Source organism: Streptomyces sp. NPDC031554, from assembly GCF_055580685.1.
Genome location: NZ_JBVIKX010000006.1, coordinates 350,404 through 369,402, shown reverse-complemented (window position 1 = coordinate 369,402; position 18,999 = coordinate 350,404). Strand labels below are relative to the sequence as shown.

The following is an 18,999-nucleotide window of genomic DNA, read 5'->3' as shown; positions in this document are numbered from 1 at the left end:
CACAAATGTTCCCCGGAGGCGGGGTGCGCCTCCGGGGAACGGAGAGGGGGCCGGTCGCCGTCTCAGCGGCGCCGGATCACGGGACGATCTTCAGCAGGCGGTTCGGCGAGCCGGTGCCCGCGCTGGTGACCTTGCCGGTGGTCGCGCCGTTGATCAGCGCCGTGGCGACCTGGGCCGGGGTGGCCGAGGTGTGGCCCGCCAGGTAGACCGCCGCCGCGCCCGCGACGTGCGGGGTCGCCATCGACGTGCCGGAGATGGTGTTCGTGGCGGTGTCGCTGGTGTACCAGCCCGCCGTGATGGAGGAGCCGGGGGCGAAGATGTCCAGGGCCGAGCCGTAGTTGGAGTAGCTGGCCTTGGCGTCGGTGCTGGTGGTGGCGCCGACCGTGATGGCCTCGCTCACCCGGGCCGGGGACGACGAGGAGGCGGTGGTGCTGCTGTTGCCCGCCGCGACGGCGTAGGTGACGCCGCTGGCTATGGAGCGGCGCACGGCCGCGTCCAGGGTGGTGGAGACGCCGCCGCCCAGGGACATGTTGGCGACCGAGGGACCGGAGTGGTTCGCGGTCACCCAGTCGATGCCCGCGATCACACCGGCCGTGGTGCCGGAGCCGGAGTTGTTCAGCACCCGGACGGCCACGATCTTCGCCTTCTTGGCGACGCCGTAGGTGGTGCCCGCGATCGTGGTGGCGACGTGGGTGCCGTGGCCGTTGCCGTCCTGGGCGACGTTGTCGCCGTCGACGGCGTCGTAGCCGTTCACGGCCCGGCCGCTGATCTGCGAGTGCGTGATGCGTACGCCGGTGTCGATGACGTAGGCCGTCACGCCGCCGCCGGCGGAGTCCGGGTAGGTGTAGGTGCCGGACAGCGGGAGCGAGGTCTGGTCGATGCGGTCCAGGCCCCAGGGGGCGCTGGACTGCGTGGCGTCCACGTGGACGGTCTGGTCCTGCTCCACGGCGGCGACCGCGGGGTCGGCGGCCAGTCTTCTCGCCTCGGCGGCGGAGAGGGTCGCGGTGTAGCCGTTCAGCGCGGCGCCGAATGTCCTCTTCACCGAGCCGCCGTAGCTCTTGACGAGGTCCTTGCCGGTCGCCGAGGACGCCTTGAAGCCGGCGTCCTGCTTGAGGGTGACGATGTAGCTGTCCTTGACGGCGGTGGGGGATCCCGCCGCGAGGACCCTGCCCTCGGCCGGGGCGGCCTGTGCGGGGAGCGCGGTCAGTCCGCCGACGAGGGCGGCGGCTGCCACGGTGGCGGCGGCGGAGACGCGGACCTTGTTGCTGCGAAGGTGTGCCATTACGAGGGAGTCCTCCTCTAGGCGGCGCGCGCCGGGGTGGGGAGCGCGTCTGTGGGGGGTGCGCGCGGAGTTCGCGCACACGACCTCGAGCGTCGCGGCGTGCCGCTCTCGGCCGGGGTAAAGACTCCGTCATCTACCGCCGTAGAACAAGGGTGTTGAAAGACAGTCAACAAATTTGACGTGCACGCGTAACAAATGAAGGGCGCTCGACCGCTTCCCGGCCGAGAAGTTTTGGCATGAACACTTCCTGTCAACGCGCGTAGCTGGTACCAAGGTTGCGGCAGAGATCCTGCTAAGGGAGGTTCCATGAGACGTTCCCGGATTGCCGTACTCGTCAGCTCGCTCCTCCTCGCCGCCGGCGCCGCCCTCACCGGGGCCGCGTCGGCACAGGGAGCCCAACTCGCCGCGACCGGGGGCTATGTGGCCCTCGGTGACTCCTACTCCTCAGGTGTCGGAGCCGGCAGCTACATCAGCTCCAGCGGCGACTGCAAGCGCAGCACGAAGGCGTTCCCGTACCTGTGGAACGCCGCGCACGCCCCCGCCTCGTTCTCGTTCACCGCCTGCTCGGGTGCTCGAACGGGTGATGTCCTCTCCGGACAGCTCGGCCCGCTCAACTCCTCGACCGGTCTCGTCTCCATCAGCATCGGAGGCAACGACGCCGGCTTCGCCGACGTCATGACCACCTGTGTCACCAGCTCCGACAGCACCTGCATCAACCGCATCAACACCGCGCGCGTCTACGTCGGTTCCACGCTCCCCGGCCAGCTCGACAACGTCTACTCGGCGATCCGCTCCAAGGCGCCCGCCGCCCGCGTCGTCGTCATCGGCTACCCCCGCTTCTACCAGCTCGGCACGACCTGCCTGGGCCTGTCCGAGACCAAGCGCAGCGCCATCAACAACGCCTCCGACCTCCTCAACAGCGTCACCGCCCAGCGCGCCGCCGCCCACGGCTTCGTCTTCGGAGACGTCCGCACCACCTTCACCGGCCACGAGATCTGCTCCGGCAGCTCCTGGCTGCACAGCGTCAACTGGCTCAACATCGGTGAGTCCTACCACCCGACCGCGTCCGGTCAGTCGGGTGGCTATCTGCCGGTCCTCGACAACGCCGCCTGAGCCGTCGGCGCCGCCCGAGCCGTCATCCCGAGGGTGACGCGGAGGGGGAGGCCCCGCCCGACGGGGTCTCCGCCTCGCACGTGACCGAGAACGGCACCGGGTCCGAGGTGACGCGATCCGGCTCGCGCACCTCGACACCGATCGCGTTGCGGTACGTCCCGCTCTCGGCGTGCGTGGTCACGACCACCTTGTCCTGCCCCGACCTCCCGCCGCCCGCCGGAAGGTCCAGGGTCCGCCAGCCCGCGTCCACGAGTTCGCCCTCCCGCGACACCCACCGGTAGGACACCTGCGCGGGCAGCCGGCCCACCGTGATGGTCACCGTGAACGTGGGCGCCTGCGCGTCCGGCGGCGGGCAGGGCCCCGAGTAGTCCGTGTGCGAGCCGGTGACCGTGACCGCCACGGACTGCGGCGGAGCCTCGCTCGTGGCGCTCCCGCTCCCGCTCGCGCTCGTGCTCGCCTCCGGCGAGGACCCCCCGCCGTCCGAGGTGTCGCTCTCCCGCGGCGCCGCGGACGGACTCACGCCCTGCGAACGGCTGTTGGCGACGTCCCCGCCGCCCCCGTTCCCGCCGCCCCCGTCCTCCCGGCTCAGCAGCGCGTACGTCAGTCCGCCGACCGCGAGGGCCAGCGCCGCCACCCCGGCGATCAGTACCCCCGCGGTACGCCGGTCACGGCCGGGCCCGGTCCGGGTGGGGTCCCCCTCCGCGTCGGTCCACGGCGACGACGGTGCCGGCGGCGTCGGCGGCGGCTCGGTGCGCGACGTCGCCGAGGGCCCGGCGGACGTCGGCGGGTACGGCGTCGTCGCCCCGAACGTGCCGGGCCGGGCGGTGCCGCCCGCGGCGACGACCCGCAGATCGGCCTCGGCCACGTCGGCCGGCACCCGCTCGGCCGGGTCCTTGCGCAACAGCCCCTCGATGACGGGGGCCAGCGCGCCCGCCCGGCGCGGCCGCGGCAGCTCCTCGTCGACGATCGCGCGCAGGGTGCTCAACGGCGTGTCGTGCCGGAAGGGGGAGTGGCCCTCGACCGCCGCGTACAGCAGCACGCCCAGCGACCACAGGTCCGACCCGGGGCCGGGTGTGCGGCCCAGCGCCCGCTCCGGCGCGAGGAACTCGGGCGAGCCGATGACCTCGCCCGTCATGGTGAGCGCCGAGGTCCCCTCGACGGAGGCGATGCCGAAGTCGGTGAGCACCACCCGGCCGTCGTTGGACATCAGCACGTTGGCGGGTTTCACGTCCCGGTGCAGTACGCCCGCCTCGTGCGCCGCCCGCAGCGCGGCCAGCACCTCGGCCCCGATGCGCGCGGCCCGCACGGGCTCCAACGGGCCCTCCGCGTCCAGCAGTTCGGCGAGGGAGATGCCGCGCACCAGCTCCATGACGATCCACGGCCGGCCGTCCTGCAGGGCCACGTCGTACACGGTCACCACGTTGCGGTTCGCCACCCGGGCGGCGGCCCAGGCCTCACGCTCCAGCCGGGCGTACAGCCGTTCGACGTCCGAGGCCGGCAGTCCGGCCGGGGCACGGACCTCCTTGACGGCGACCTCACGGTGCAGCACCTCGTCCCGGGCCCGCCACACCGTGCCCATGCCGCCCTCGCCGAGCGGGGACAACAGACGGTAGCGGCCCGCGATCAGACGCTCACTGCCGGGCTCCTCGGTCACCGCGCACCCCATTCCCCCTTCGCATCCTGGTGAATACCTCCCCAACGTAGCTCAGACCAGTACGGATGCGACCCCTTTGAGCACCAGCCCGGCCCCGAGGGCCACGACCACCAGCGCCGACCACAGGGGGAGGTTCCGGCGCACCAGCGCCACGGCCGGGTGACCGGTCCGGCGCGGGCCGCGGTCCAGCAGCCGGGCCGCCCCCGCGCCCAGCCGGACGACGGCGAACCCGGCGGCCGTCAGGGTCAGGGCCAGCCCGGCCCCGTACGCGACGACGAGCAGCAGCCCGAACCAGGCGTGGCCCAGCGCCGCGGCGCCGACCAGCACGACGACGGCGGAGGGACTGGGGACCAGCCCTCCGGCGAAGCCGAGCAGGATCGTGCCGCGCAGGGTCGGGGCGGTGGGGTGGCTGTGGGTCACACCGCCGTGGGTGTGGGTGTGGGTGTGCCCGTCATGGTGCTCGTGCTCGCCGTCGTGACGGTGCTCGCCGTCGTGCTCGTGCCCGCCGTCGTGGTGGTGATGACGGTCGTGGTCGTGGTGGTGATGACGGTCGTGATCGTGGTCGTGGGTGTGGCCGTGATGCGTGGGGCCGTGGTGGGGGTGAGGTTGGCCGTGGTCGTGTCCGAGGTCGCGCGGGTGCTCGTGGGCGGTCATCCGGCCGGGGTGTCCCGCGGACGCGCCGACGAGTGCCGGCCGGCGGGCGGGCGGCTTCGCCGGCCGGTGCGGACGCGGGTGCGGCCGGGGATGCCGGTGTCCGGCGCCGTGCCCCCGGTGGCGCCAGGCCCGGCGGACGAGGGTCGCGCCCGCCGCCAGGACGAGGCCGCCGCTGGCCAGGCCCAGCCAGGCGACCACCGAGGGCGCGGCGGCCGAGCCGGCGGTGACCAGGAGCCCGAGGGCGACCACGCCGAGGGTGTGGGTGACGGTGACGGACGCGGCCAGGGGCAGGACGTCCTTGAAGCGGGCCCGGTCGCCGCGGGCGGCCGCCGTCGCGGCCATGAGCGTCTTGCCGTGCCCCGGCGCGAGGGCGTGCATCGCACCGAGGACGACCGCGAGGACCAACGCCAGCGCGGCGAAGCCGAGGGTGAGGTGCTGTCGGGCGACCAGGCCGTCCAGGGCCCGCGTCCAGCGGTCCGCGCCCCGGGGCAGCACGGACGCGGCGGGCGCGTCGTCCGCCTCCTCGGCGAGAGCCGCGCCGCCGGGCCGCACCCGCAGGGAAGCGGTCGCGGTGTCGGCCGGCGAGGACAGCAACTCGTCCGGATAGCGCGTCAGTTCCTCCGACACCGACTCCCAGGGTACGTCCGTTCCGGTGAGCGTCATCCGGTCGCCGCGCGCGGTGATCTCGCGCCAGCCGGGCCCGGAGGAGGCGCCCGCGCTCCGGAAGACCAGGGACACCGACGCGGCCTCGGGCAGCGGAGCGGTCAGTCGGCACCGCACGCGCAGGGTGCCGAGCCCGGCCTGTCCCGGCCGCGGCTCCGCCTTCGCGGCGCCGGCCGTGAGGGCGACCGTACGGCCGTCGACGGTGAGGCGGCTGTCCGCGGCCGCGGTGGCGCACCGCTGCCGGGCCCACGCGGCCGTACCGAGCCGTTCGACGTCCGGCTTGGCCTGGGTCGCCGGGATCTCCGCGAGGTCCTCCACGTGGTCGACGCGCAGCTGACCGGGGGCGGCCACGAGGCCGTCGTAACGGTTGACGGTGAAGTTGCCCAGGGGGTGCGCGCTCGCACCGGCGGAAGGGAGCAGGGCGAGCGCGCACCCGGCCGTCAGGACGGCCGCGCAGGAGGCGAACGTGCGACGGGGCGTCACTCGGCCGCCTCCAGCGCCTTCAGGGCGGCACGGGCCTCGCGGGCCCCGAGGGCCGAGAAGCCCGGGTTCAGCTCCAGGGCCGCGGCGAGGTGGGCGCGGGCGTCGGCCGGGTGGCCCGTGGCCCGTTCGATCACGCCCCGGTGGTAGAGGAAGGCGGCGTCGCGGTAACCGGTGGCCGTGGCCCGCCGGGCGTAGGGGAGCGCCTCGGCGTCCTCGCCGTTGACGTGCAGGGCCCAGGCGAGGGCGTCCGCGGTGTGCACGGTCCGGCGGCGGTCCCATTCGGCGCGGGCCGCGCGCAGCGCCGCCGCCCGATCGCCGTGGTCGGCGGCGGCGAGCGCGGTGTCCAGGTCGGCGTTGACGCCGCCCGCGCGGGCGAGCGCCGTCCAGGCGTCGACGAGCCGGTACCGGTCCCGCGCCTTGGCCGCGTCGCCCTCGCCGCCGCGCACCTCGTACAGCTCGCCCAACTCGATCAGCGGGCCGGGGAGCGGGAAGCGCGCGACCACGTCCTCCAGCCCCTCGATCGCCTCCGCCGGCCGGCCGCTCGCCGCCTGGGCGCGGGCACGGCCCTCCAGCGCCGGGAGGTATTCCTCGTCGGCGGCGAGGGCGCGGGCGTAGTGGGTGAGGGCGGTGGCGTCGTCGCCCTGGCTCCAGGCGAGCCGGCCGAGCTGGGTGGCCACGTAGGCGATGTCGCCCGGCGTGGTCGAGGCGGCGAGCGCCCGGTCCAGGACCCGGCGGGCGGTGGCGGTGTCGCCGCGCAGCTCCTGGACGTACGCGTAGCGGGTGAACACCGGTACGCCGGGCCGCCGTTCGTCGGCAGTGCGGGCCGCCCGCGCCGCCTCGTCGTACCGGCCCAGCTCGACGAGCGCGTCGATGCGGGAGCACAGGGCGCGTTCGTTGTAGGGGTTCAGCTCCAGGGCCCGGTCGGCGTGGGTGAGCGCGTCGGCGAACTCGTGGCGGGCCGCGGCCAGCGCGGCCCGGCCGGCCAGGGCCTGGTCGTTGTCCGGCCGCAGGGCGAGGGAGCGCTTCAGCGCCTGCTCGGCCTGCGGGTAGCGGGAGGGGTCGCCCTGGGTGCGGGCCTGTTCGACGTAGGCGAGGCCGAGGGTGGCCCAGCCGCCGAAGTCCCGCGGCTGGTCGCGGAGATGGGCCTGGAGCGAGGCGATGTCGGTGCCGAGGTCGGCGGCCGCGAGGAGACCGGGGGAGACCGCGGCGGCCGTCGTCACCGGCACGTCCCCGCCGTCCCGTGCCGCACCGAACGCGATCGCCCCCGTGGTGAGGCCGACGGCCAGCATGGCGGCGCAGGCCCCGAGCTGCACGGACCGCCAACGGCGCCCCGCGGCGGCGACCCGCCGGACGGCGGCGACCCGTTCGTCGGCGGGCCGGGCCGCTTCGGGCCCCTCGGCGGGAGGGGCGGCCTCGGCGACTCCCGTGGTCCCGGTCGCTTCGGGCGTCCCGCGAGCCGGGGCGGCCTCGGCGGGAGGGGCGGTCCCGAGGGTCTCGGCGGGTCCGGCGGGGCCGGCGGGTCGGGCGGGTCCGGCGGGGCCGACGGGGTCGGAAGCCGGGGCGGTCCGGGTGCCGCGGGTCTCCACGGTCTCGCGGGGCGCGCCGGTGCTCTCAGCCGCCCGGAGTCCACCGGTCGGCCCGGCCGCACCGGGGCTCTCCGTGGTCTCCGGCCGTGCCGTCGGCGTGCCCGCCGCTCGCCCGGACACCGTCTCCCCGGACACTGCCTTCTCGGACACCGCCTTCTCGGACGCCGTCTCCTCCACCGGGGCGGTGGCACCGGGCCCGGGGGCCGGCCGCTCGCGCTCCGGTCCGCCGTCGTTCGTACGCGGGGGCATGCCCTCTCCTCGGTCGCCTGGGGTGAATCGTCCTGCGCAAGTGCGTGGGGGTGGCGCGGCCCGCGCCGTGGGGGATGAGTACGCGGGCCGCGCCCGTCGGTGGGGCGGGCCGGGGGAGTGCAGGATTCTCCCCCGGCCCGCCCGGACGAGGGGTCCGCTCACGGACCCGTGGGGTGGGGCGTTCAGCCCCGGTACGCCCGTCGGCCGTGGCCGCCGCTCGTGCGGCGCCACCACATCAGCCCGCCGCCGATGAGCAGGATCCCGGCCGCGCCGGCGCCGGCCGAGGCGGCGATGACGGCGGTGTCCGTCCCGGACGTGGTGCCCGCGGGCCGCAGCGCGTCGCCGAGCTGGTTGCGGACGTCGTTGCCCGTGCTGACACCCTTGGCGACCGGGCCGCGTGAGCCCTCGGTCGGCAGCGCGACGTAGGGGAAGGCCTTCTCGAAGTGCTTGTCGTTCTTGTCGACCGCGTCACCGAGGTCGTTCTTGGCGCCCAGCAGTTCGCCCTCGACGACCTGGAGCGCGGCGTCGATCACGTCGTCGGTGAGCCGGCGCCCGTTCGGGAAGCCCGCGTTGTCGCCGTCCAGCACACCGAGCCGCTTGGGGGAGGCGGTCGGCTTGATGGAGGTGTTCAGACGCAGCTGCTCCGAAGGCGTCACGTGCGGCGGCTGGTTGAGCCCCTTCACGCCCTTGAGGAACACGTCCACCAGGTCGTTGCGCGGCTCGGCGGGGGCCTTGATCTTGTAGATCGCCTCGATGAGCTTCGGCAGCTCGGGGTTGGTGACGTTCTTCAGGAACCTGCCGTCGTCCTTCGGCTCGGACGCGTTGAACACGTCCTTGTCCTTGATGGGGTTGACGACCTCGTTGACCAGCGGGTTGCCCAGCCGGGACACCTGGGACCAGTAACCCTGCGCGTTACGGCGCTGGGTGGTCGACCAGATGCCCACGACCGGCTGGTGCTCGGACTCGGCGATCAGGTCCGTCGGCACCTGGAGGGCGATCGAGTTGACGTTGTAGCCCTTGAGCGTGTCGTTGCCGACCTCGGAGAGGTTCCCGCCGTACAGCAGGTCGAAGACGCGCAGGTCGAGGAAGAACGGGTCGTCGGCCTGGCCGGCGAAGGTCTGCGCGCCGTTGGAGAGTTTGTAGACCGCCTGACCGCGCAGCTTGGCGTAGTCCGGCATCGAGGCCTTGCCGACGTTCGAGGGTGCCACCGGCACGTCGTCCGCGAGCTTCGTCGTGTGGACGGCCTTCCCCTTCCTCAGCTTGACCAGTTCGAGGTCGTACGTCTGCGTCACGTTCAGGTCGGGGTCGTCCAGGCTCTCGACCGCCCCGGTGTTGTACAGGAACGTCTTCTTGTTCTTGACGTGCGTCCTGAAGGTGTAGCGGAAGAGCAGATCGCCCTGCGCGTCACCGTTGTTGTCGACGTGGAGGTCGTACTGGGCGTCCTCCGCGAACGGGAAGAAGTTCGGGCCGCCGGCCGGCTCCTCGAACGGGATCCAGTTCGCGACGATCGTCGTGGTGTCCGGCTTGTCCGGGCTGACGAAGGCGTACACGTCGGTGTTGTCGTACTGCGGGGTGCCCGAGATGAGCGGGGCCTCCCGGTGGCTGGAGGCGGCCGCCTCCCCGGGTTCGAGCGTGGCGACGCCGGCGGCCGCGAGCCCCCCGGCGGCCAGTGCCCCGCATATGAGGGTCACGACGCCCCTGCGTCCGGATCCGCTCCTGGAGATAGCTGTCATGCCGTCCGTCCTCAGTCCCAACTTGCCTGACGGACAGTGATACGGACCGGGGGCGGCGGCCGGATTGGTCGGAACCCGAAAACTTTTTCTTTCCTGCTCACCCGCGTTTTCGCCCTTTCGATCCGTACCACTGCCGGAGGTGTGTGCGTTGCGAACGCCTGGTATGACGGGACGGCCGGGGTGCGGCCGCGGGGAGGGGGACCGGATGGAGGCGGACGAGCTGCTGGTGCTCGTCGCGGGAGGCGACCAGAACGCATTCGAACGGCTCTACGCGATCGTGTCCGGGCCGGTGTTCGGGCTCGTGCGGCGCGTGGTGCGGGACCCGGCGCAGTCGGAGGAGGTCTCCCAGGAGGTGCTGCTCGAACTCTGGCGCTCCGCCGCCAGGTTCGACCCCCGGCGCGGCAGCGCGCTGTCGTGGATCCTCACCCTCGCCCACCGCCGCGCCGTCGACCGGGTGCGCAGCGCCCGCGCGGCCGGGGAGCGCGAGCAGCGCGAGGCCCAGCGCGCCCACCACCCCGCCTTCGACCAGGTGACGGAGGAGGTGGAGGCCGGCCTGGAGCGCGAGTGGGTGCGCCGCTGCCTGGACCGGCTGACGGTCCTGCAGCGCCAGTCCGTCACCCTCGCCTACTACGACGGCTACACCTACCGCGAAGTCGCCGAGCGGCTCTCGCTGCCGCTGGGCACGGTCAAGACCCGGATGCGCGACGGACTCACCCGGCTGCGCCACTGCCTGGGAGGTGCCGCGTGAACGTCCTCGGACTCCTCCGCCGCGAGGACCCGCACTCGCTGGCGGCGCCCTACGCCCTCGACGCCCTCGAACCCGGCGAGCGGCGCCGCTTCGAGAAACACCTGGACGGCTGCGACCGCTGCACCGCCGAGGTGCGCGCCCTGTCCGAGGACGCCGTCCGGCTGGCCTGGTCGACGGCCGCGCCGCCCCCGGCCGCGATGCGGGACCGGGTCCTGGCCGCCGTACGGACGACGCCGCAGGAGCCCGCGCGTGAACCGGTGGGGGAGCGCGCACCCCAACTGCCGCCGCACGTCCGGGGCGTGCGGCCGCCGCCCGGACGCTCCCGTACGCCCCGGGCGCGCCGCCCGCTGTTCGTGCCGTTCGCCACGGCGACGGCCGCCGCCGCGCTCGTCGTGGCCTCGCTCTTCGCGGTCCAGGCCGGCCGCACCCAGGACCGGCTCGACGCCGAGCAGGCCCGGGCACGTGAGATCGCCCACGTTCTCGCGGCTCCGGACGCCCGCGCGAGCACCGCGAAGGACGCGGGGGGCGGCACGATCGGAGTGATCGCCTCCGCTTCGGTGGGGGAGGCGGTCGTCACGTGGGGCGGGCGGGAGGAGCCGCCCGGCGGGCGGGTGCACCAGCTCTGGGTCATGCGCCCCGGCGCGCAACCGCGCTCCCTCGGCCTCTTCGAGGGTGACGCGCCCTTGGTCGCCACCGGACTCGAGCCCTCGTCGACGTCACTCGCCGTGACCGTCGAGCCCGACGGGGGATCACCGCAGCCCACTGCCGAGCCGGTTGTCCAACTCACCCTGAAATCGGTCGGATTCGGAGAGTGATGGCGCAGGGGTCGTCAACCCCCTTACGGGGAAGGTGATTCCTGTGACCGCGATACACGTGTGCCTCGCCGGGGCGATAGGGTTACCCTGCCCGGGCCGGGTGGACTCGTACGGGTGGGGAGTGACATGGAACAGATAACGATGCGCAGCAGGGCGAGGGTCCCTGCCATCACGTGCGGGAGCAGCGCGACCAGTTCGCGTCTCGACCGCCACCTCTCGGTACTGGGGGGCCCCGCCATACCGCAGCGGGAGACGGTCGAGGCGACCTCGCTGATGCGCGAACTGACGTCGCGCGCGCCCGCTCACCGCAGTCCGCGGGGCGCCCGGGTCAGCCGGGTCTCGCTGTTCGCGCCACTGCGCCGACTGCGCCGTTCGCTGTTCGGCAACAGCAAGCACTGAGGCCCGCGCTCAGGAGGCCACACCGTCCCGGCGCAGCGCTGCGATCTCCTCGTCCGTCATCCTCACGGCACGCAGCAAGGCTTCGGTGTGCTCCCCGAGCGCGGGCACGGCTCCCCTCCGCGCCTCCGCCCCGCCCGGCAGTGTGATCGGAGGCAGCGGCGCCCGCAACGGCCCGACCGGCGAGTCCACCTCCCGCCACCGTCACCCCCGGCCGCCGGTCGCCGACGCCCGGCCACCTCGTGCAGGTCCCACGGCCCCGCACACGCGACGCCCGCGGCCTCCTCGGGAGCCAGGTCGCCACCGGGGCCTGTCCGCGGATGGTCGCGGCCTTCTCCGAGGACCCCGGGCCGATCGACCTGGAGGCCGTCTTCGGGTTCGCGATGGAGCGGGTGCTGGACGCCTTCGCGCCCGGGCGGTGAAGCCCCGGCCCGGGCCGTGGAGTCCCCGGTCCGGGGCGTGGAGCGTCCGGTCCGGGCCGTGAGGCGTCCTAGAGGAGTGCCAGCTGGCCCTCCGGGCCCTCCTCGTCCAGGGTCAGGACCGAGGCGGGGCGCCGGGCCCGGTGCGGTACCGGCAGTACGCCCGCCGCGCGCAGGTCCGACGTCGTGACGCCGTCCGTCACCTGCAACTCCGCACGCTGGGGCAGGAGTTCCGTCAGCAGGGTCAACACCGTGATGAGTTCCAGCAGTTCCGAGGTCCAGGACGGGAGCCAGGTGCGCGGACGGAGGGCGGAGAGGGTGCCGGCCTCGCCGGGTGCCGTGCGCACCGCGAACCACCGCTCCAGGACCCGGACGCCACCCGCCTCGAACTCCCAGGCCCGCGGAGCGACCGGGGAGACGCGTCCCCCGTCGAGGTGGAGGGCCTCCTCGGCGGGGTCGTGGCGGACGGTCACCGGCAGGGCGGGCAGCGGGGCGCGGACGTAGGGCCGGCGGCCTCCGGGCAGCCTGGGGCGCTCGCCGTCGCGGCGCAGCAGCCGCAGCAGGCGGTGGCCCAGCGCGACGCCGCGGGACCACAGCCCGGGGTCCCGGGGGAGCGGGACCGTGAGGTCGGGACGGACGGCGGCGAGGGTCCAGGCGAGGAAGTCCAGCGGGTCGAGGGAGTGGCCGAGGTGCTCCAGCAGGCCGGGCGCGAGGTTGGGTTCCCCACCGCCGGGGCGGCGGTACAGCGGGCGGATCCTCCCGGCGCGGAGCGTCGGGAGGAGGGAGGTCGCCAGCAGGTGCGGGGCCTCGGCCGACTCCACCACGAAGACCTGGTGCGCGTCCGCCACCCGCCACAGCTCGGGGCGGGCCGCGTCGATCAGCCGGTGGTCGGGGATGAGCCACCGCTCGTCGAAGGGGGCGGCCAGTACCCGGACCGGCTCGGGGCAGGGGCCGGTGGCGCGGGCCAGTCTCCCGGTGCCGGCGGGGCTGCCGGGCAGCCGCGCGACCGCGGTGTGCGCGGTGCGCGAGCGGGTCGGCTGGAGGAGTGCCTCGCGGTCGGCTCCCTCCGCCTTCAGGAGACGGTCCCAACGGGCCCGCAGGGAAGCTGGATCGGGGGCCGTCGGCCACTCCCGGCCGAGCCGCGGCGGTGCGACCGACCACGGCATGAGGTCCGCCAGCGCCGGAGCTTCGTCGCGCGTCACGCGGGGCATCCTACGACGTGCTCAGTGCGCGTCGAGGGTGACCGTGAAGGAGAAGCGGTCGCCGCGGTAGTGGATGACGGCCACGTCCAGCGGGCGGCCGCCGGTGTCGTAGGTGACGCCCGTGTAGTGCAGGATCGGGCTGAGCAGCGGCACCCGGAGCAGCCGGGCGGTCTCCGGGTCGGCCAGGCGGGCCTCGACCGTGTCGGTGATCCGGCCGATGTCCGCGCCCACCACGTCCCGCAGCACCTTCGTCATCGGCCAGCGCACCAGGTCCTGCGGGTCGATCACCGCGGCCAGTTCCGGACGGACGTAGTTGCGTGCGTGGTTGGTCGGCTCGCCCGTCTTCTCGTCGCCGCGCAACCGGTGGTACGCCGCCGCCTCCGCCAGGTCCGGGAAGTACTCGGCGACGTCCGCCGGGACCGGCGCCGGGCCGTGCGAGAGCAGTTCCGTCACCATGCCCGACTGCTGGGCCACGATCGCGTCGACCGAGCCCAGCAGCCGCACCGGGGCGCTCCGCCGGGCCGTCGGCTCGATGAACGTGCCGCGGCGGCGGTGCCGGGTGATCAGCCCCTCCTCCTCCAGCTCCTTGAGCGCCTGCCGCATGGTCAGCACGCTCACCCCGTAGTGCCCGGCCAACTGCTCCTCGGTGGGCAGCCGCAGGGGGTCCGCGGCCGAGCGGCCGAGTATCGAGGCGCGCAGCGACTGCGACACCTGGTACCAGAGCGGCAGCTTGCGGTTCAGGACGATCGAGTCCGGCGCGAAGGAGGTCACGGGGCCATCCGTACCTGGCGGGAATCCTCAGTGCAAGGGGCGGAAGTGGCGCTCGAGACCCGACCACACGTCGTCGTAGCCCCGCTGCAGGTGGTCCGCGCCGGCCGCCTGCGGGGTGAGGGCGAGCGGCCACCGCGTCTCGAACATGAACGCCAGACCGTCGTCGACCCGGTGCGGCACCAGGTCGGCCGTACTGGCCCGGTCGAACGTCTCCCGGTCCGGGCCGTGCGCCGACATCATGTTGTGCAGCGAGCCGCCGCCCGGCACGAAGCCCCCCGGACCCGCGGTCTTGGCGTCGTAGGCCCCCTCGATCAGCCCCATGTACTCGCTCATCACGTTCCGGTGGAAGTACGGCGGCCTGAAGGTGTCCTCGCCCACCAGCCAGCGCGGCGCGAAGACCACGAAGTCCACGCCCGCCAGACCGGGGGTGTCGGACGGGGACGTCAGCACCGTGAAGACCGACGGGTCCGGATGGTCGTACGAGATCGTGCCGATGACGTTGAAGCGGCGCAGGTCGTAGACGTACGGAACGTGGGTGCCGTGCCAGGCGACGACGTCGAGGGGCGAGTGGTCGTAGGTGGCCGTCCAGAGGTTGCCGCAGTACTTGTTGACGACCTCCACCGGACCCTCGACGTCCTCGTACGCGGCGACGGGCGCGCGGAAGTCGCGCGGGTTCGCCAGGCCGTTGGCGCCGATGGGGCCGAGGTCGGGCAGGCGGAAGGGGGCGCCATAGTTCTCGCACACGTAACCGCGGGCCGTCCCGTCGAGCGGTTCCACCCGGAAGCGGACCCCGCGCGGGATCAGCGCCACGTGCCCCGGCTCGGCGTGCAGCAGGCCGAACTCGGTGCGCAGCAGCAGGCCGCCGCGCTCCGGCACGATCAGCAGCTCGCCGTCGGCGTCGCTGAACACCCGCTCCATCGCGGTGTCGGCGTGGTAGAGGTGCACGGCCATGCCGGCGCGCTGCGCGGCGTCGCCGTTGCCGCCCAGGGTCCACAGGCCCGCGAGGAAGTCCGTTCCCGGCGCGGGGTCGGGCAGGGGGTTCCAGCGCAGCCGGTTCGGGTCCGGGACGGTGTCCGTGAAGGGGGCGGTGCGCAGAGCGCCGTTGTCCGCGCGGGTGAACGCCGGGTGCGCGGCCGAGGGGCGGATCCGGTACAGCCACGAGCGGCGGTTGTCGGCGCGCGGTTCGGTGAAGGCGGAGCCGCTGAGCTGTTCCGCGTACAGGCCCAGGGGCGCGCGCTGCGGCGAGTTGCGGCCCTCGGGCAGGGCGCCGGGCACGGCCTCGGAGGCGTGCTCGTTGCCGAATCCCGTCAGGTACGTCAGTCCCTCTGCCGTTTTGCGTGCGTCCCTGCTGTTCATGCGTGCTCCCTCGACCGCCGATTCCTCTGCATCACCGTAGGATTGCGGTTTCCCGGACGCAAGAGGTGCGCGGGTCCTCCTCCCGCAGGACGATCACGGATGGCGAGAACCAGACCCCTGGGGGATCCCCGTGTCGCACCCGTGTTCTACGCTCCCGGGCATGTCGTGGACGCGTGGAACCCTGCCCGCGCTCGCGGTCTGTGTCCTGATGGTGACCGGATCGGCGGGCTGCGGCACCAGTGGCGCGCCCGCGCCGTCCGGCCGGGAGAGCACGCTCTCGCCCTCGCCCGTCGGCAAGGTGCTCGACGACACCGACGACGACGGGCGGCACTACCGCGAGATCGGCGGAAAGGGCGCCCCCCGGGTCGGTCTCGAGGTGGAGCCCGACGCCGGGGGCGGCTGGGACGTACGCCTGAACCTGCGCGGCTTCCGCCTCTCGCCGTCCGGCGCGCAGGAGGCGGTCTCCGGCCGCGGCATCGCCCGGCTCTTCGTGGACGGCCAGCCCTTCGCCGACCTGCGCGACCCCTCCTACCGCATCCCCGAGGGCTACCTCGCGCACGGCACCCACCAGGTCACCGCACGGCTGTACGCCGACGACGGCACGGTGTGGGCGGTCGACGGGAAGCCGGTGGAGAGCACGGCGGACATCACGGCCTCGGAGCCGGAGCCGGAGCCGGAGCGGGAGTCGGAGTCGGAGCCGGAGCGGGCGCCGGAGACACGGCCGGACGCGGAGCCGGGGACGAAGGCCCCGACGGGCTCCCCGGGCGGCGGGGGCACGTCGTCCCCCGCCGCGTTGAGTGCACCGGGCACCTTTCTCCGTACCCAGGGGCGAGGTTCACCCGACCACGGCGGAAAGGCATCATGAAGCCCGTGCCCCACGCGACATCGCTCCGTCGCGCGCCCGTGCAGCGGCGCAGCGCCGAACGGCTGACCAGAATCCTCGACGCCTGCGCCGACCTCCTGGACGAGGTCGGCTACGACGCGCTGAGCACCCGGGCCGTCGCCCAGCGGGCCGGCGTCCCCATCGGGTCGGTCTACCGCTTCTTCGGCAACAAGAAGCAGATGGCCGACGCGCTCGCCCAGCGCAACCTGGAGCGGTACGCCGAGCGCGTCACCGAGCGGCTGCGGGGCGCCCGGCGGGGGGACTGGCGGGCCGCGACGGACGCCGTCCTCGACGAGTACCTGGCCATGAAGCGCACCGCCCCGGGCTTCTCGCTCGTGGACTTCGGCAACCAGATCCCCGTCGGCTCGCGCGCCGAGCCCAACCACCGCGTCGCCGACCGCCTCATCGACCTGCTCGCCGAGTACCTCGGCCGCACCCCCGACGAGGACCTGCGCCGCACCTTCCTGATCGCCGTGGAGACCGCCGACACCCTCGTGCACCTGGCCTTCCGGGTGGCGCCCGAGGGCGACCCGAAGGTCATCGAGGAGACGCGGGAACTGCTGCGGGCGTACCTGGGGCGCGTGCTGGACTGACGCGTCCGCCGGATCCCGTGGACCGGCCCCTCCCCAGCATGCATACCGGTCGATATGCTCGGCGGACGAGAGCGCCACAGCCGCCGCCTTCCCGGGAGGACCCGTGTCCCGCACCGCCCTGCGAATCTGTCCCCTGTGCGAGGCCACCTGCGGGCTGACCCTGACCGTCGAGGGGACCCGGGTGACCGGCGCCCGCGGCGACCGCGACGACGTCTTCAGCCACGGGTTCGTCTGTCCCAAGGGCGCCTCCTTCGGCGCCGTCGACGGCGACCCCGACCGGCTGCGCACGCCCCTCGTCCGCCGGGACGGCGAACTGCGCGAGGCCACCTGGGCGGAGGCCTTCGACGCCGTCGCCGCCGGCATCCGCCCGGTCGTCGAGCGCCACGGCCCGCACGCGGTCGGCGTCGTCCTCGGCAACCCCAACGTGCACACCGTGGCCGGCGCGCTCTACCCCTCCGTGCTGCTCTCCGGACTGGGCACCCGCAGCCTCTTCACCGCCTCCACGGTCGACCAGATGCCCAAGCACGTCTCCAGCGGGCTCCTCTTCGGCGACGCGGGCGCCATCCCGGTGCCCGACCTGGACCACACCGACCACCTGCTCCTGATCGGGGCCAACCCCCTGGAGTCCAACGGGAGTCTGTGCACCGCCCCCGACTTCCCCGGCAAGCTCAAGGCGCTCAGGGCCCGCGGCGGCACCCTCACCGTCGTCGACCCCCGCCGCACCCGCACCGCGCGGCTCGCCGACCGGCACGTCGCGATCCGGCCCGGCGCCGACGCCCTGCTGCTCGCGGCGATGGCGCACGTGCTGTTCGAGGAAGGCCTCGTGCGACTGGGCGGGTTGAGCGCGTACGTGCAGGGCGTCGACGAACTCCGTGAAGCCGTGGGCGACTTCACCCCGGAGGCGGTGGCGGCCGCCTGCGACGTGGACGCCGCGCTCGTGCGTACCCTCGCCCGCGAACTCGCCGCCGCCCCCACCGCCGCCGTCTACGGCCGCATCGGCAGCTGCACCGTCCCGTACGGCACCCTCGCGAGCTGGCTCGTCGACATCCTCAACATCCTCACCGGCAACCTCGACCGGCCCGGCGGCGCCCTCTTCCCGCAGGCCGCCACGGACCGCACCCCCCGGCCCGCCGGCCCCGGCCGGGGCTTCGCGCTCGGACGCTGGCACTCCCGCGTGAGCCGGCACCCCGAGGCCAAGGGCGAACTGCCGCTCTCCGCGCTCGCCGAGGAGATCGACACCGCGACGGACGAGGGCACCCCGGTGCGGGCGCTGATCGCGGTGGCCGCCAACCCGGTGCTCTCCGCGCCCGACGGCGACCGGCTCGACAAGGCGCTGGACTCGCTCGACTTCATGGTCAGCGTGGACCCGTACCTCAACGAGACCTCGCGCCACGCCGACGTGGTCCTGCCGCCGCCCCCGCCGTCCCAGAGCCCCCACCACGACTTCGCCTTCAACGCCCTCGCCGTCCGCAACCAGGTCCGCTACACCCGCCCCGCCGTCCCGCTGGAGCCGGGCAGGATGGCCGAGGCCGAGATCCTCGCCCGGCTGACCCTGGCCGTCACCGGGATGCACGGCGCCGACCCCCGCGCCGTCGACGACCTGGTCATCGGCCGGACCCTGGGCAAGGCGGTCGAGGACCCCCACTCGCCCGTGCACGGCCGCGACCCCGAGGACCTCGCGGCACTCCTCGCCGGCGACGACGGCCCCGAACGCCGGCTCGACATGATGCTGCGCCTCGGCCCCTACGGCGACGGCTTCGGTGCCCGTCCCGACGGGCTGGGCCTGGAACGGCTGCTCGCGCATCCGCACGGCATCGACCTCGGGCCGCTGCGGCCGCGGCTGCCGCAGCCGTTGAAGACCCGCAGCGGGAGGATCGAGCTGCTGCCCGGGCCGATCGCCGGCGATCTCCCGCGGCTGCGGCGGGCGGCGGACGAGCGGCCCGCCGGCCTCGTCCTCGTCGGACGCCGCCACCTGAGGTCCAACAACAGCTGGATGCACAACGTCCCCGCCCTCACCGGCGGCAGCAACCGCTGCACCGTCCAGGTCCATCCCGAGGACGCCGAGCGGCTCGGGCTGCGCGACGGGGAGCCGGTGCGGGTCAAGGGCGCCGGGGGAGAGGTGACCGTGCCGGCCGAGGTGACCGACGGGGTGCGCCGGGGCGTCGTCAGCATCCCGCACGGCTGGGGCCACGACCGTCCGGGCACCCGGCTCGGCCACGCCTCCGCCGACCCCGGGGTCAACGTCAACCAGCTCCTCGACGGCAGCCTGCTCGACCCGCTGTCCGGCAACGCCGTCCTCAACGGCGTGCCCGTCGACCTCGCCCCCATCGGCTGACCTGGAGTTCTGCGCTTATTGCTCGCACGTCAACGTCTTGTTAACACCGTTTGAACGGTCCTAA

At 74.1% G+C, this 18,999-nt stretch carries 15 protein-coding genes and 2 pseudogenes; 8 read left to right on the top strand and 9 right to left on the bottom strand.

Annotation, left to right across the window (positions count from 1 at the left end; translation table 11 throughout):
- Positions 1 to 76: 76 nt before the first annotated feature.
- Positions 77 to 1,282 (bottom strand): S8 family peptidase, encoded by a 1,206-nt coding sequence (locus tag ACZ5FU_RS18985; protein WP_451529137.1) that lies wholly within the window; start codon positions 1,280 to 1,282, stop codon positions 77 to 79.
- A 306-nt stretch (positions 1,283 to 1,588) separates the two neighbouring features.
- Between ACZ5FU_RS18985 and ACZ5FU_RS18980 the strand changes: the two genes are divergently transcribed.
- The gene (locus tag ACZ5FU_RS18980) at positions 1,589 to 2,395 is read left to right on the top strand and encodes an SGNH/GDSL hydrolase family protein (RefSeq protein WP_469045561.1); all 807 of its coding nucleotides are present in this window, start codon (positions 1,589 to 1,591) and stop codon (positions 2,393 to 2,395) included.
- 22 nt (positions 2,396 to 2,417) lie between these two features.
- On the opposite strand, the gene ACZ5FU_RS18975 is transcribed toward ACZ5FU_RS18980, so the two are convergent.
- The 4 genes from ACZ5FU_RS18975 to ACZ5FU_RS18960 all read right to left on the bottom strand — a co-directional run bounded on the left by ACZ5FU_RS18975 (position 2,418) and on the right by ACZ5FU_RS18960 (position 9,417).
- Entirely contained in the window at positions 2,418 to 4,061 is a 1,644-nt protein-coding gene (locus ACZ5FU_RS18975; RefSeq protein ID WP_469045560.1) for a serine/threonine-protein kinase, read from the bottom strand.
- A 39-nt stretch (positions 4,062 to 4,100) separates the two neighbouring features.
- Entirely contained in the window at positions 4,101 to 5,849 is a 1,749-nt protein-coding gene (locus tag ACZ5FU_RS18970) for a nickel transporter (RefSeq protein ID WP_469045559.1), read from the bottom strand.
- Positions 5,846 to 7,684, bottom strand: a complete 1,839-nt coding sequence (locus tag ACZ5FU_RS18965) for a tetratricopeptide repeat protein (RefSeq protein ID WP_469045558.1) — start codon at positions 7,682 to 7,684, stop codon at positions 5,846 to 5,848. The genes ACZ5FU_RS18970 and ACZ5FU_RS18965 overlap by 4 nt, the downstream gene beginning before the upstream one ends.
- 182 nt (positions 7,685 to 7,866) lie before the next feature.
- On the bottom strand, positions 7,867 to 9,417 hold the full coding sequence (locus tag ACZ5FU_RS18960; protein WP_468645836.1) for a DUF4331 domain-containing protein: 1,551 nt from the start codon (positions 9,415 to 9,417) through the stop codon (positions 7,867 to 7,869).
- 205 nt (positions 9,418 to 9,622) lie between these two features.
- Between ACZ5FU_RS18960 and ACZ5FU_RS18955 the strand changes: the two genes are divergently transcribed.
- The 3 genes from ACZ5FU_RS18955 to ACZ5FU_RS18945 all read left to right on the top strand — a co-directional run bounded on the left by ACZ5FU_RS18955 (position 9,623) and on the right by ACZ5FU_RS18945 (position 11,379).
- Complete coding sequence (locus ACZ5FU_RS18955) at positions 9,623 to 10,165, top strand: sigma-70 family RNA polymerase sigma factor (RefSeq protein ID WP_451529143.1); 543 nt, start codon at positions 9,623 to 9,625, stop codon at positions 10,163 to 10,165.
- Positions 10,162 to 10,980 (top strand): anti-sigma factor, encoded by an 819-nt coding sequence (locus ACZ5FU_RS18950; protein WP_451779634.1) that lies wholly within the window; start codon positions 10,162 to 10,164, stop codon positions 10,978 to 10,980. The genes ACZ5FU_RS18955 and ACZ5FU_RS18950 overlap by 4 nt, the downstream gene beginning before the upstream one ends.
- 126 nt (positions 10,981 to 11,106) lie before the next feature.
- Positions 11,107 to 11,379, top strand: coding sequence for a hypothetical protein (locus ACZ5FU_RS18945; protein WP_451529145.1), 273 nt, complete (start codon positions 11,107 to 11,109; stop codon positions 11,377 to 11,379).
- A gap of 9 nt (positions 11,380 to 11,388) precedes the next feature.
- On the opposite strand, the pseudogene ACZ5FU_RS18940 reads toward ACZ5FU_RS18945, so the two are convergent.
- Positions 11,389 to 11,660 (bottom strand): annotated as a pseudogene (locus tag ACZ5FU_RS18940) (CoA transferase); the annotation flags it as partial.
- Between ACZ5FU_RS18940 and ACZ5FU_RS18935 the strand changes: the two are divergent.
- Positions 11,661 to 11,798: pseudogene (locus ACZ5FU_RS18935) on the top strand (TetR/AcrR family transcriptional regulator); the annotation flags it as partial.
- 68 nt (positions 11,799 to 11,866) lie between these two features.
- On the opposite strand, the gene ACZ5FU_RS18930 reads toward ACZ5FU_RS18935, so the two are convergent.
- The 3 genes from ACZ5FU_RS18930 to hmgA are packed head-to-tail and all read right to left on the bottom strand — an operon-like array spanning position 11,867 to position 15,124.
- Positions 11,867 to 13,006 (bottom strand): type ISP restriction/modification enzyme, encoded by a 1,140-nt coding sequence (locus ACZ5FU_RS18930; RefSeq protein ID WP_468645842.1) that lies wholly within the window; start codon positions 13,004 to 13,006, stop codon positions 11,867 to 11,869.
- Positions 13,007 to 13,018: 12 nt separating this feature from the next.
- A complete protein-coding gene (locus ACZ5FU_RS18925) occupies positions 13,019 to 13,768 on the bottom strand; it encodes a GntR family transcriptional regulator (protein WP_451529150.1) in 750 nt (249 codons plus the stop codon).
- Positions 13,769 to 13,795: 27 nt separating this feature from the next.
- On the bottom strand, positions 13,796 to 15,124 hold the full coding sequence (gene hmgA / locus ACZ5FU_RS18920; RefSeq protein ID WP_468645845.1) for a homogentisate 1,2-dioxygenase: 1,329 nt from the start codon (positions 15,122 to 15,124) through the stop codon (positions 13,796 to 13,798).
- Positions 15,125 to 15,284: 160 nt separating this feature from the next.
- Between hmgA and ACZ5FU_RS18915 the strand changes: the two genes are divergently transcribed.
- From ACZ5FU_RS18915 to ACZ5FU_RS18905, 3 genes are all read left to right on the top strand, one after another.
- A complete protein-coding gene (locus tag ACZ5FU_RS18915; protein ID WP_451779639.1) occupies positions 15,285 to 15,989 on the top strand; it encodes a nuclear transport factor 2 family protein in 705 nt (234 codons plus the stop codon).
- On the top strand, positions 15,986 to 16,600 hold the full coding sequence (locus tag ACZ5FU_RS18910; protein ID WP_468645849.1) for a TetR/AcrR family transcriptional regulator: 615 nt from the start codon (positions 15,986 to 15,988) through the stop codon (positions 16,598 to 16,600). Before ACZ5FU_RS18915 ends, ACZ5FU_RS18910 begins: the two co-directional genes overlap by 4 nt.
- 103 nt (positions 16,601 to 16,703) lie before the next feature.
- Positions 16,704 to 18,935, top strand: coding sequence for a molybdopterin oxidoreductase family protein (locus tag ACZ5FU_RS18905; RefSeq protein ID WP_468645851.1), 2,232 nt, complete (start codon positions 16,704 to 16,706; stop codon positions 18,933 to 18,935).
- Positions 18,936 to 18,999: the final 64 nt, after the last annotated feature.